Genomic DNA, 12,864 nt, shown 5'->3' with positions numbered 1-12,864 from the left:
CGAAAAAATATTTTACTTTTGGGGTCGGATTGCCTGAAGCTCTGTGTGGGGGCTTACGGCGACCGTTGACCGGAAATTATAAACCAACAATATCAATATCATGTTACAACCTGAAGATCTGGCACAGCTTGAGGCCAAAGGCATCACTGAGTCACAGCTCGACGCACAGCTACGACGCTTCGAACAAGGATTCCCGTTTCTCGATATTTTAGCTGCCGCCCGTCCGGGACGCGGCATAACTCTGCTTTCGCCTCAGCAGGAGGAGGAAGCCCGTCAGCGTTGGCACCGTTATCTTGCAGAGGGTGGCGAGGTCACCAAGTTCGTGCCGGCTTCTGGAGCCGCATCCCGCATGTTCAAGGCTCTGTTTGAGTTTGTCGACGGCGAGGACGACACTCCGGCGCCCGGCTCGCCAGTGGCTCAGCTTGTGGAAAATTTCACCCGTCTGCCATTTGCCGCCGAGCTCGACGCCACGGCAGTGAAGCTCTATGGAGTCACAGCCGGCGAGCTGATAGCCGCCGGTCGCATAAAAGAACTCATCTCTGCTCTCATCAAGCCTGAAGGGATGAACTATGGAGGCCTTCCTAAAGGTCTGCTGAAGTTTCACAAGTATGCCGACGGATCGCGCACTCCGCTCGAGGAGCAGATGACCGAAGGCGCCCAGACAGCAGCCAATTCGCTCGGAACGGTCAATCTTCACTTCACTGTTTCGGCCAATCACCGCAAGCTTTTCGAGGAGAAGATAGCCGAGGTGTTGCCGGCCACAGAGAAGCGCACCGGAGTGAAATTCAATATTTCGCTCTCGGAGCAGAAACCGTCGACCGACACAGTGGCCGCTAATCCCGACAACACGCCTTTCCGTGAGGACGGAAAGCTGCTCTTCCGTCCCGGAGGACATGGAGCGCTCATAGAGAATCTCAACGACATCGACTCGGCTGTGGTGTTCATAAAGAATATCGACAATGTGGTGCCCGACGCGCTCCGTCAGCCCACGGTGCGTTATAAAGAGGTCATTGCCGGCTATATGATGCAGCTCCGCGACAGGATTGTCGAATATCAGATGGCTCTCGCCGACGGAAAGTATGACGAACCGCTGCTTGACGAGATTTTCGTGTTCATGCGCGACCGTCTGTCGCTCTCCGACAAGAATTTCACCAAGATGGATATACCTCATCGCGCCGTGTATCTCCACGACAAACTCGACCGGCCTCTGCGTGTGTGCGGCATGGTGCGCAACGAGGGTGAGCCGGGCGGCGGTCCGTTCGTAGCTGTCAATCCCGACGGCTCGGCTTCGCTGCAGATACTTGAAAGCCATCAGATCGACAAGAACAATCCGGAATATATGGCCATGCTCAAGTCGGCCACACATTTCAATCCGGTGGATCTGGTATGCTACATCAAAGATCGTCATGGCGACAACTATGACCTGACGGCACACACCGATCCGGCCACAGGCTTCATCTCCTCCAAGTCGTCGCACGGCAAGGAGCTGAAAGCGCTCGAACTCCCCGGACTGTGGAACGGCGCCATGAGCGACTGGAATACGGCCTTTGTGGAGGTGCCGGTCGAAACCTTCAATCCCGTCAAGACGGTCAACGACCTTCTGCGCCCGGCCCATCAGTGACCTGACGCCCGGAATCTTTCCGGGATTAAACGATAGTCAGCGGCTCCGTAAAAACCTTACGGAGCCGCTGTTGTTATCACTATGGACGGGTGGAGTGTTTCATGGCCAATCCCGGCGATCTCCGCCTCGCCCCCGATGGATATTTACTATGGTCATGGAAAAGAAAGACGCTGCACGTAAAATATGGAAGGAGTGCTTCGGCTACTCCGATACCCGCATCAGCCGGATGCTTGATGCGGTCTGTGACGATAACGACATACTGCTGCTCGAGAAGGGCGGTCAGCCGGTCAGTACGCTCGAGATGCGTCGCTTCGATTTCCTGTTTCACGGCGAAATGGTCGGTCTTTCAATGATATCGCACTGCGCCACGCGCAGGTCTTCGCGCGGCAACGGCTTTATGTCGGAACTTATGATGTCGGCGCTTGAAGCGGCTCGCCGTCGCGGCGATATGATTGCGGCACTTGTGCCTACGCACGACTGGCTCAGCTTTCTTTTCGGTCGCTGGGGATTTTCGACGGTTTTTTATCACGACATACAGCGCTTTACGTCGTTACACACATTCGGCAACGGGCACGGTTATCATCCGGTCGATAATCCGGCATCGGATGAAGTCTACATGGCTTTCCGTGAAATGGAGATGCAGCGGCCGTGCACATTAATCGTTTCTCGGACGGATTTCCAGCGTCGTGTCATGGAGTCGATCGGCGCTGACGCTACGGAGTCGTTTGTGGCTATGGCCGATAGTGAAGGGCGTGTGGTGTCTATGGCGTGGGCCTCGTTGTCGGCCGACGGTGAGCTGTTGACTGTCACCGATCTGCTCGGTGTTGATACGGAAGCGATCAGGGCGGCGATGCATGAGCTTCGGCGCATGTATCATGATGTGGCCGTGAGGATAATGGCTCTGCCGGGCGACGGAAACAGACATCTTTACGGGTATGGCATGGCCCGTATCGTGGATGTGGGTCGGTGTCTGTCGGCAGTCGCTGCCGCTTATCCCGAATTGTGCACCACGATGCGCGTCACCGATCGGATCATACCCGACAATTCCCACTACTATGTGATCGAGAATGGCTCGCTGTATCTGGCCGACGAGCGGACAGACGCTCCGGCATTCGACATAACTGCCGAAGTGTTGTGCCGCATGGCGTTCTCTTCACCGAAAATCGGCTCGGTTCTCGGTTTTCCCTCGGTAAGACCAGTGCTGTGACGCGTCTATGTGACGTATGTGCGTGATGACAACCCGATGTGCGAGAAGGTGTACATGTATATGGAATCGGCCTGCATCAATATGAGTGTGACCCAGCACGCGGCGCTGTGCACTACAATCCCGGAGTCGGTTTATTAGGCTATAATGGAAAACGACTGGAAGAGCGCCAAGAGGCTGAAACGTCAGGGTGACGTATGTTTTCTTCGGATGTGGAGAAGCTTGAGTAGGTGGTGGTCAATATATCAAATTCGAGCCGGATAGCTGATCAACCGGAAAATTGAAAAAATGGCGTCGTGTCAGTATGATTGTGACACGGCGCCATTTTTTATGGTTGCTTCCGTTTATGGATGCGCCGGATGTATAGGCGCGACGTTGGGCTTATTTGTATCGGGCCCAGCGTATGAGATCCTTTATAGAGGGTTTTTTGCCATACATGAATATGCCGACGCGGTAGATCTTTGCGGCGATCCATACCATCAGAAGGAAGCTTGCGTAGAGTATAGCCAGTGACAGGCCAATCTCCCACATAGGTATGCCCGAGGGCACGCGGGCCATCATCACCATCGGTGAGGTGAACGGAATGAACGAGGTCCATATCGCGGCCGGCGACGATGCGTCGCTTGCAGCCGTCATGCCGAATATGATGCCTATGATTATGGGGAATATGACAAACGACTGAAGCTGACTTGCGTCCTGGATATTGTCGACAGCCGAGCCTATGGCAGCATATATGGCCGCATAGAGCAGAAATCCTCCTGTCAGGAAGAGTATCAGCAGCCCGAAGAGCTGGAGTATGTAGCCTACATTGCTCATGAGCGACATGGCCTGAAGTATTTCCACATCCATGCTGGCGCTGGTGGCATCGAGTGTGCCGGCATTGAGCGCCGACATTTCCGTCAGAGCCGTGTCTGGTATTATGGCAGGCAGCACGAAGGCCGACATCGCGGCTATGAGCACTCCCCATATCAGTATCTGCGTGACGGCTACCAGACCGATGCCGCAGATCTTGCCGAGCATGAGATGCGTAGGTTTGACCGACGACACGACGATCTCGAGTACGCGGTTGTTTTTCTCTTCGATGATGCTCGTCATCACCATCTGTCCGTAGAGCAGCAGACACATGTAGAGCAGGAATGTCAGTATGATGCCTATCAGATAGCTGACGGCCGCCGAGGCCGATTGTGACTCGCCATCCTCCTTGTCGTTGCGGATGCTCATCAGTTTCACGTCGCTGTGCACCTCTTCGAGTATCTTGTCGAGATTCTCGATGTCATACTGCTTGAGGCGCTCCTCCTCGATTATGCCGTCGATCTGCGAGCTGACATTGTTTTCGAGCGCTATCGACGACGAGCCGTTGGTGTAAAGACGCGGACTCACCTTGCCGTCCATGATACCTGCCGGTATGTAGAGCACTCCGGCCACTTCTGTATCGGCCAGCGCAGAGTCGAGCGGAGTGGATTCGAGCAGAGTGAAGTGTGTCTCTTTGTCGCTCTGCAGCCGTGCTCCGATAGTGCCGGTTTCGTCGATCACCGTAATACCGCGTTCTTCGCTGCCTGTCACCATCATGATGAGTGCCGGAGCGGCCATCATGGCGAGCATGAACACCGGCATAAGTATGGTGGTGATGATAAAGCTCTTTTTCTTTACTCGTTCGAGAAACTCGCGTCGTATGACGAGCGATATGTTGTTTGCCATAGGTCAGTCGTTGTTTTCGGTTTGTTTTACGGTTTTAATGAAAATGTCGTTCATCGACGCCATCACGCGTCCCACTTCGATCAGGTCGGTCGCCTCGTTGGCGGCTGCTATCACGTCGCGCAGTTTCACCTCTGGAGCCAGCTTGAGCTCGAGGCGTTGCTCGGCGCCCTTCGGCTCGTCGAGGAAAAATTCGCTCGACATCGGCTGCAGGCGCTCCATAAGCAGGCGCGGATCGCCTGTGAACGTGAGCGAGCAGCGTCCGTCGCTGAAACGGTGGCGCAGTTCGTCGACATTGCCGGTAAGTATGTTCTTGCCCTTGTTGATAAGGGTTATGTCGGAGCATATCTCTTCGACCGATCCCATGTTGTGGGTCGAGAAGATGATCGTGCTGCCTTCGTCGCGCAGCTGCAGTATCTCCTGTTTGAGCAGATTGGCGTTGATGGGATCGAATCCGGAGAACGGTTCGTCGAATATGAGCAGTTTCGGACGGTGGAGCACCGTGACTATGAACTGCACTTTCTGCGCCATGCCTTTTGACAGTTCTTCTATCTTTTTGTCCCACCAGTCGGAAATGCCGAATTTGTCAAACCATCGCTTGAGCTGCGTCGTGGCGTCGGCTTTCGAAAGTCCTTTGAGACGGGCGAAGAATATGGCCTGTTCGCCCACTTTCATTTTCTTGTATAGTCCGCGCTCTTCCGGCAGATACCCTATCTGGCTGACGTCGTCGGCCGTCAGAGTATGGCCGTCGAACATCACGGTGCCGCTATCGGGAGCCGTGATATGGTTTATGATGCGGATGAGGGTGGTCTTTCCCGCTCCGTTGGGTCCGAGAAGACCGTACACAGTGCCCGGGGCGATGCTTATGCTTACGTCGTCGAGGGCTTTGTGGCCGGTATAGTGCTTGCTTACACCGATTACTTCAAGTATATTGTCCATTGCATGAAATTTTGTCCAAAGTTATTCCTTTATTTTAATTTGACGCATATAACCTGTGAAAATTTCACGGCACGCCAAAAATTGTCTAATTTTGTGGTATGGCACTGAATTCGTTTCTGCAGATAGAGGGTCTGACCAAAAGCTATGGCGACCGGATGCTTTTCGCTGATGTCACTTTCGGCATCAATGAGGGCGACAAAATAGGTATTGTGGCCAAAAACGGCACTGGCAAGTCAACCATGCTGCGTATCATAGCCGGGGAGGAAGCTCCCGACAGCGGTACGGTGACGGCGCGGAGCGGCCTGCGCATAGGCTATCTGCCGCAGTTGCCGGTGTATAGTCCCGGTACAACCGTGCTTGATGCCTGTCTGATGGCCGACACTCCGGCTGCAAAGGCTGTGGGTGCCTATCGCAAGGCTCTTGCGAGTGGCGACGACATGCTTATAGCCGAGGCCACGCACCGCATGGACGAAGCTTCGGCTTGGAACTTCGAGGACCGCCTGACGCAATTGCTCGCGCAGCTGCGCATCAATGACACCTCCCAGCCTATGGATCATCTCTCGGGCGGACAGCGTAAGCGCGTGGCGCTTGCGGCCACGCTGCTCGACGAGCCTTCGATGCTCATACTCGACGAGCCTACCAATCATCTGGATCTCGACGTCATAGAGTGGCTTGAGGCATATCTCACCAAGTCGCGGGCCACGCTGCTCATGGTGACTCATGACCGATATTTTCTTGACCGTGTGTGCAACCGGATAATCGAGATCGACCGTCAGGAACTGTTTTCCTACGACGGCAATTTCGAATATTATCTGCGGCGGCGCGAGGAGCGCTATGAGGCTATGGCTGCCGAGCTCGACCGCGTGCGCAACACTCTGCGGCGCGAAACCGAGTGGATGCGCCGCCAGCCGCAGGCAAGAGCCGGGAAGGCCAAGTACCGTATCGACGCCTATCATGATCTGCGCAAACGCTCCATGGTCAACCTGTCGGAGCGAAAGGTCAATCTTGATGTCGACTCCTCCTATATAGGGTCAAAGATATTCGAGGCCGAACACATATCCAAGAGCTTCGGCGACAAGGTGATCCTGCGTGATTTCTCATACGTGTTCGCGCGTTACGAGAAGCTTGGCATCATAGGCCGCAACGGTGCCGGCAAATCCACATTCATAAAGATGCTCATGGGTCTGGTGGATCAGGACGGCGGCAGATGGAATGTAGGCGAAACGGTGCGCTTCGGCTACTACAGCCAGGAGGGAATGGAGTTTGACCCCGACAAGCGGGTGATCGACGCCATCACCGACTATGCCGAGGAGGTGAGCGTAAACGACGGGGGAGCGCGGTATTCGCCCATGCAGTGGCTGAAGCGGTTTATGTTTGAGCCGTCGGAGCAGCAGAAGTATATACGCACGCTCAGCGGGGGAGAGCGTTGCCGGCTGCAGCTGGCAACGGTGCTGATGCGGTCGCCCAACTTCCTGATACTCGACGAGCCGACCAACGATCTTGACATCATGACTCTCGGCATACTTGAGGAGTATCTTGCGGAGTTCAAGGGGTGTCTTATAGTGATAAGTCACGACCGATTCTTTCTCGATTCGATCGTCGATCATCTGTTTGTGCTCGACGGCACCGGCGAAGTGTATGACTTCCCCGGCAACTACACGGAGTGGAGAGCCTGGGAGGACGAAAGGCAGCGCGATACGGAGGCGTCGTCGAAACAGTCGGCTTCCGAACCGGTCAGGGAAAAGCAGCGGTCGGAGCCGGAGCGGCAGAAGCTGACATTCAAGGAGCGTAGAGAGTTTGAGTCGCTTGAAGCCGAACTTGAGGATCTCAATGACGAGAAGTCGCAGCTCGAGGCTCTATTCAACTCAGGAGCGTCCTCCGAAGAGATTGCCTCGGCATCGGTCAGATACCAGGCTGTGATGCAGGCTCTTGACGAAAAAGAGATGCGATGGCTCGAACTTTCGGAAAAAGCTTGACCAGCGGGTCGATACAGGCCGGTACGGATATATATATGACAGAAGCCACCTCTCCTTGCGGAGATGATGGCTTCTGTTGTCTTTGATCGGGTGTGTACCCGTATGTTACGTTGCCTATGGGCGTGTGAGGCTTAGCGCATGGATAGCGTGCCGGCTTCGGCCTGTTCGATCATCTGCTTGCTTGCAGTGATGTAGATCTCCACACGACGGTTCTGCTGGCGCCCTTCGGGAGTGGCGTTGGAAGCCACATAGTCGGCCATGGGTATGCCTTCGGCTGTCAGACGGTTGGCTGCGACTCCGCTGTTGAGCAGGAACTGACGCACGGCGTTGGCACGTCCGTCGGCCACACGTGTGTTGACAGCCATTGTGCCGGTATCATCGGTAAAGCCGTAGATTTGCACGTTTGTGTCAGGATTGTTGAGCAGCGATGTGGCAAACGGCGTCAGGTCATTGCGTGCCGATGTGCTGAGGGTAGTACCGTTGGTGGGGAACAGGATGCCGGAGCTGAATGTCACCTTGATGGCCTGGAGTCCGTTCTGATCTTTAACCTCTTCCACCTGAGCCTTTTCGGCCAGTTCGCGCTGCAGTTCCTGCTGCTGCTTGTCCATTTTCTTGCCGATGAGCGCTCCTGCGCCTGCACCGACGCCGGCTCCGATAGCGCTGCCGATAGCCGCGCCCTTGCCGCCGCCTATGATAGCGCCCAGACCGGCTCCAAGGGCGGCTCCGCCGCCACCGCCGATAAGTGCTCCTTTGCCGGTATTGGTCATGCTGCTACAGCCGGCGCTTATGAGCAGGCAAAGTGCCATGACACTTGCTCCCATGATTTTCAGAGTCTTTTTCATTTTTCGAATCATTTAATAAATTTCACATTTGTCGGTTATGAGTCTGCAAAGTTAAGAAAAAAATCCAACTTATAGTTTGAGAACGTATTCGTGGCGCTGTTGGTTTAGATCCATCGCCTATGTTGTGTTTAGGGCAGTGCGGACGGTGGTCGGGAAATAGTGGGGAAATGCTATGATTATGTTATAAATAATGCGTATATTTGCAGTCGCTAACAACCTGAAACGACATAAACCACCGATCCGCATGGCTTATTTCAACATAGATCACAGAGAATCACGTTCCGGTGTGATATACCATCTGGGTGCTCTTCTGGCGGTTAGCGCCTGGGGAGCATCATTTATTTCCACAAAGGTGCTGCTGCAGTGCGGCATGTCGGCAGTGGAGATTTATGTGTATAGGTTTGTTTTGGCATATTTATGCACTTTTCTGTTCTGCCCGAGGCCGTTCGTTTCGAATTCGTGGCGCGACGAGCTTAAATTCGCTCTTTGCGGCATCTGTGGCGGATCGGTATATTTCATAGCCGAAAATACCGCCGTGACATATACTCTGGTGAGCAATGTGTCGCTGCTGGTGTCCACGTCGCCTCTGATCACCGTAGTGATGGTGGCTCTTCTTTATAAGAGCGAACGCATATCCAGAGCCATGATGGCCGGTTCGCTCGTGGCTCTCGTCGGCGTAGGGTGCGTGATATTCAATTCGAGCATGAATCTTCAGGTAAATCCTTTGGGCGACATGCTTGCTCTGCTCGCCGCGCTCTGCTGGGCGGTCTACTCGATAGTTCTTCGTCCGTTGAGCACCGTCTACAGCAGTTGGTTCATAATACGCAAGACGTTTTTCTATGGCATTGTCACCGCATTGCCCTTCTTCTTTATGGAAAGCGAGCATTTTCCGATGGCGCGTATGCTCGAAACGGAAGTGCTGTTCAATCTGCTCTTTCTGGGTCTGTTCTGCTCCATGATAGCGTATCTCCTGTGGGGACAGGCTGTCAAAGGCCTTGGTGCGGTGACTTCAGGCAATTACATGTATTTCTGTCCGGTGGTCACTCTGGTGCTGTCGGCTGTGATGCTTGGCGAGAAAATTTCGCTGATCGGCTGCGTAGGATGCGCTCTTATACTGGGCGGTGTCATAGCCGGCGACCGTCTTGGCTCGCGGAGTCGCTGATCTGCGACGCGCTTACTCTCCGGCGAGAAAGTCGATCTCTTCTACCAGACGGGCTGCCAGTGCGGCGTGATCGCCTCCTTGACGGGCTGCCTCGGCCGCAACCGGGCGCAGAGAGGGCGAATGCTGTGGTATGAGATTCCACATCAGCCTTATTCCGGCATATCGCCGCAAAGGGGCGTTTTCGGGTGATGTTTCGGTCGTCCACCTGATGGCAGTGTTCACCGGATCGGATATGCGTCGGAGAAGTTTCAGACACAACACATCGACCGCCTCTGCCGACAGCATGGCGTCGCACCAGCGAGTGGCCTCGTCGTGGTCGATCATGGCCGGATCGGCTATCATGGAAGCCATGAGCTGGCTTTCGCGCGTGTGGTTGTCGGCCAGAAGCGTTTCGGCCATTTCGTGGTTGCAGCCGGTGACGCGCGCTATCTCGGAAATCTGCGGCAGATTAAGGCCGAATATGATGCGGTAGGGCGATCCGGCTTTGCGCAGCGTGTCGGCGACAATGCCGTTGCGCATTGCAAAAAAACGACGTTTTATGGTCTGTAGCGGATTGAATTGTGTCATGAGCGCAAAATTAGTCAAAAAATACGTAACTTTGCCAATCGAATCAATCCAACACTGACAAATAACGCATGAACAGACGACTGATATATTTTGCAGCGGCCGCGCTTGTGACGCTGGCGGCGGTTGCTTCCGACGGTCTTGACAATCTGCCCGTAAAGCAGGTCAATGGCCGCGACTGCCGTTACTATGAGGTGGCGCAGGGTGAAACGGTCTACTCCATAGCCCGCAAGCTTCACATATCGCGCGAGGAGATAGAGAAGGCCAATCCATCTGTGCGCGACGGTCTGAGAGCCGGACAGATATTGTATTTCCCGGTGGAGTCATCGACATGGAAACCACGCCGCCATACGGTCCAGTCAAAAGAAACCATCTATGGCATCGCGCGCGCATACGGTATCACCACCGATCAGCTGATCGAATGGAATCCGCAGGCACGCGACGGCATACGCAAGGATCAGGTGCTGATAGTCAGTGATCCGACATATCGTCCGGCAACGCTTGCCGTGGCGGATTCCCGCACGTCTGAGCCGTCAGCTTCCGTTTCTGAAATTCCGCAACAAAGCTCGCCGAAGGTTGTCGACACACCGGCTCCGACCGTCACCTACCGTATAGGAGAAAAGGAGAGCCTCTATCGCATAGCTGTCAATCACAACACTACAGTCAGCACTCTGCTGGCTCTTAATCCCGGGCTTGACGAGAGACATTACGAAGCCGGACAGACCATACTCGTTCCAGGCGTATCGTCGTCGCCGGCCGGTGAGGCAGTGGCGTCCAATGTAGAGCATCGCCAGGTGGCTCCGGCTTCTGGTGCCGATGTCGTAATGGGGCGTTACAGGGTGAAGAGCAAGGAAACATTCTATTCGATAGCCCATGCCAACGGTCTGACCATAGAGGAGCTTGAAAAAGCCAATCCCGAGGTCGGCGTGCTCAAGGAAGGAATGATACTCAATATACCGCTTGCCGGTCAGGTCGCATCCTCTGATAATGGTGACGAGGATAATAATTCTTCTGACAATATCGATCCCACCATGGCCGTCCCCGGCGAGAATCCGGTGGCGGCCGACGACGTGCCTTCGGCCGTGCAGACTGCCGGCCGTCAGGAGGTGAACGTGGCGCTTATGCTTCCGCTGATGCTCAATCAGTCACAGCAGCCTAAGAAGGCGCAGCTTTATACTGAGTTCTACAAAGGATTTCTGCTCGCTGTCGATACGATGCGCCGCTGTGGCACTCCTATTAATGTGAGTGTTTTCGATACCGAAGACTCTGCCATGCGTGTGGGTTCGTTGCTCCGGGATTCATCTTTGACCGCTGCCGGAGTGATTATCGCGCCCGACGACGAGACGCAGCTGTCGATGCTCGGCAATTTCGCTCGTGTCAAGGGTCTCAATGTGCTCAATCTTTTTGTGGTGAAAGATACCACATACCGAAGCAATCCATCGATGATGCAGGGCAATATACCTCACTCGATGATGTATGACAAGGCCATCACAGGGCTGCTCCGTAATTGCGGGGAGTATACGCCGGTGATAGTGAGCCACAGCGAGTCGCCCGACGACAAGGCGGAGTTTGTCACCGCTCTGAAACATCGTATGGATATGGAGGGTCGTCAGTATCATCAGGTGACATTCGACAATGTGTTGCGTCTGAACGATCTTTCGCAGCTCGATCAGGATGGACGATATGTGTTCATACCCGTGAGCGGACGTCAGGCCGAACTCAACCGTCTGACCGGCGCCATATCTGAATTTCGCGAGAAGTCGTCTCAGTCTGATCCGGTAAGGATATTCGGATATCCGGAGTGGATCACATTCCGCGGAGAAACGCTGGTCAACATGCATAAACTCAACACAGTAGTATTCTCGCGTTTTTATACTGTTCCCGACGATCCGGCTATGCGCGGGGTTGATGAAGGTTTCCAGCGCTGGTATGGAGAGCCGATGGCCAACTATGTTCCGCGTCAGGGTACATTCGGTTATGATACAGGACTGTTCGTGATCAATTGGCTCCGCTCGCAGCAGTCCGAAACACCGGCATCGCATGTCGGCCTACAGAACGGGTTCAACTTCATCCGTGTGCCTGAGGGGGGCTGGGTCAACGATCAGCTGTATCTGATCAATTTCCGTCCGAGCGGTCTGATTGACAAAATATCACTCTGATGAAGATTTCGTTGTTCAGATCATTGATCGCGGCGGCCGCAGTCGTGGCCGCCGCGGCGTCGGCATCGGCCCAGCGCCAGTATGAGCCGAAGTTCTATCTTGGCGGCAAGGCGGGCGCCACGTTTTCAAATATGCAGTTTTCACCCCATGTCAAGCAGGCTCTTGTGCAGGGTGTGACAGCCGGTTTGACGGCCCGTTACACCGAGGAGAATATATTCGGTCTTGTCGGCGAGCTGTGTGTCGCACAGCGCGGATGGAAAGAGGGGTTTGAGAAGGACGAGGGTCAGTGGCTCTACGAGCGTACTCTCACGTATATTACCCTTCCGGTTTTGTGTCATATTTATTTCGGCACTGACCGGGTGAAGGGATTTGTCAATCTTGGACCCTCGGTCAGCTACATGCTCTCGAGCGGCATCAGGTCAGACTTTGATTACGCCAATCCCGATATGGGTCCAGACTCTCCGTTCCGCTACCGCGAAACGGAGCAGATGACTCTTCCGGTCAAAAACCGTATGGACTATGGCATCCTCGGCGGGGCTGGCGTGGAATTTGTGTTTGCCCGCCGTCACAGTCTGATGCTTGAGGGACGGTATTATTTCGGCCTGGGCAGCATCTTCTCGTCGAAGAAGCGCGATCCGTTTTCGGCATCGCGCTGCACTTCGATAGAGGTTTCGCTCGGATATATGTTTCGGGTGAAGTGAT

At 54.5% G+C, this 12,864-nt stretch carries 10 protein-coding genes; 6 read left to right on the top strand and 4 right to left on the bottom strand.

Annotated elements, in window-relative coordinates; all coding sequences use genetic code 11:
• Positions 1 to 100: 100 nt before the first annotated feature.
• Entirely contained in the window at positions 101 to 1,621 is a 1,521-nt protein-coding gene (locus NF347_RS07120; RefSeq protein WP_107681332.1) for a DUF4301 family protein, read from the top strand.
• A gap of 154 nt (positions 1,622 to 1,775) precedes the next feature.
• On the top strand, positions 1,776 to 2,828 hold the full coding sequence (locus NF347_RS07115; protein WP_161553747.1) for a GNAT family N-acetyltransferase: 1,053 nt from the start codon (positions 1,776 to 1,778) through the stop codon (positions 2,826 to 2,828).
• 378 nt (positions 2,829 to 3,206) lie between these two features.
• Here the strand turns inward: NF347_RS07115 and NF347_RS07110 are convergent, their stop codons facing one another.
• A complete protein-coding gene (locus tag NF347_RS07110; protein ID WP_107035234.1) occupies positions 3,207 to 4,523 on the bottom strand; it encodes an ABC transporter permease in 1,317 nt (438 codons plus the stop codon).
• A gap of 3 nt (positions 4,524 to 4,526) precedes the next feature.
• Positions 4,527 to 5,459 (bottom strand): ABC transporter ATP-binding protein, encoded by a 933-nt coding sequence (locus tag NF347_RS07105; RefSeq protein ID WP_107035233.1) that lies wholly within the window; start codon positions 5,457 to 5,459, stop codon positions 4,527 to 4,529.
• Between the two features lie 104 nt (positions 5,460 to 5,563).
• Between NF347_RS07105 and NF347_RS07100 the strand changes: the two genes are divergently transcribed.
• Entirely contained in the window at positions 5,564 to 7,435 is a 1,872-nt protein-coding gene (locus NF347_RS07100) for an ABC-F family ATP-binding cassette domain-containing protein (protein WP_107035303.1), read from the top strand.
• Positions 7,436 to 7,566: 131 nt separating this feature from the next.
• On the opposite strand, the gene NF347_RS07095 is transcribed toward NF347_RS07100, so the two are convergent.
• A complete protein-coding gene (locus tag NF347_RS07095) occupies positions 7,567 to 8,277 on the bottom strand; it encodes an OmpA family protein (protein ID WP_237612976.1) in 711 nt (236 codons plus the stop codon).
• A gap of 244 nt (positions 8,278 to 8,521) precedes the next feature.
• Between NF347_RS07095 and NF347_RS07090 the strand changes: the two genes are divergently transcribed.
• Positions 8,522 to 9,439 carry a DMT family transporter gene (locus tag NF347_RS07090; protein WP_161553748.1) on the top strand — a complete coding sequence of 306 codons (918 nt, stop codon included), beginning with the start codon at positions 8,522 to 8,524 and terminating at the stop codon, positions 9,437 to 9,439.
• 12 nt (positions 9,440 to 9,451) lie between these two features.
• On the opposite strand, the gene NF347_RS07085 is transcribed toward NF347_RS07090, so the two are convergent.
• Complete coding sequence (locus NF347_RS07085) at positions 9,452 to 10,006, bottom strand: DNA alkylation repair protein (protein WP_107035230.1); 555 nt, start codon at positions 10,004 to 10,006, stop codon at positions 9,452 to 9,454.
• 68 nt (positions 10,007 to 10,074) lie between these two features.
• Between NF347_RS07085 and NF347_RS07080 the strand changes: the two genes are divergently transcribed.
• Together NF347_RS07080 and NF347_RS07075 are read left to right on the top strand one after the other, a co-directional pair.
• On the top strand, positions 10,075 to 12,162 hold the full coding sequence (locus tag NF347_RS07080) for a LysM peptidoglycan-binding domain-containing protein (protein WP_107681334.1): 2,088 nt from the start codon (positions 10,075 to 10,077) through the stop codon (positions 12,160 to 12,162).
• A complete protein-coding gene (locus NF347_RS07075) occupies positions 12,162 to 12,863 on the top strand; it encodes a porin family protein (protein WP_107035228.1) in 702 nt (233 codons plus the stop codon). The genes NF347_RS07080 and NF347_RS07075 overlap by 1 nt, the downstream gene beginning before the upstream one ends.
• Position 12,864 lies beyond the last annotated feature (1 nt).

Source organism: Paramuribaculum intestinale (assembly GCF_030759015.1).
Taxonomy (GTDB): domain Bacteria; phylum Bacteroidota; class Bacteroidia; order Bacteroidales; family Muribaculaceae; genus Paramuribaculum; species Paramuribaculum intestinale.
Note: the sequence above shows the minus strand (reverse complement) of the source record. Positions and strands in the feature narration are given on the sequence as shown.

Coding starts and splice junctions, on each gene's coding strand:
- NF347_RS07105 (WP_107035233.1), bottom strand. CDS start 5,459: ATGGACAATATACTTGAAGTAATCGGTGTAAGCAAGCACTATACCGGC.
- NF347_RS07110 (WP_107035234.1), bottom strand. CDS start 4,523: ATGGCAAACAACATATCGCTCGTCATACGACGCGAGTTTCTCGAACGA.
- NF347_RS07075 (WP_107035228.1), top strand. CDS start 12,162: ATGAAGATTTCGTTGTTCAGATCATTGATCGCGGCGGCCGCAGTCGTG.
- NF347_RS07085 (WP_107035230.1), bottom strand. CDS start 10,006: ATGACACAATTCAATCCGCTACAGACCATAAAACGTCGTTTTTTTGCA.
- NF347_RS07080 (WP_107681334.1), top strand. CDS start 10,075: ATGAACAGACGACTGATATATTTTGCAGCGGCCGCGCTTGTGACGCTG.
- NF347_RS07095 (WP_237612976.1), bottom strand. CDS start 8,277: ATGAAAAAGACTCTGAAAATCATGGGAGCAAGTGTCATGGCACTTTGC.
- NF347_RS07115 (WP_161553747.1), top strand. CDS start 1,776: ATGGAAAAGAAAGACGCTGCACGTAAAATATGGAAGGAGTGCTTCGGC.
- NF347_RS07120 (WP_107681332.1), top strand. CDS start 101: ATGTTACAACCTGAAGATCTGGCACAGCTTGAGGCCAAAGGCATCACT.
- NF347_RS07090 (WP_161553748.1), top strand. CDS start 8,522: ATGGCTTATTTCAACATAGATCACAGAGAATCACGTTCCGGTGTGATA.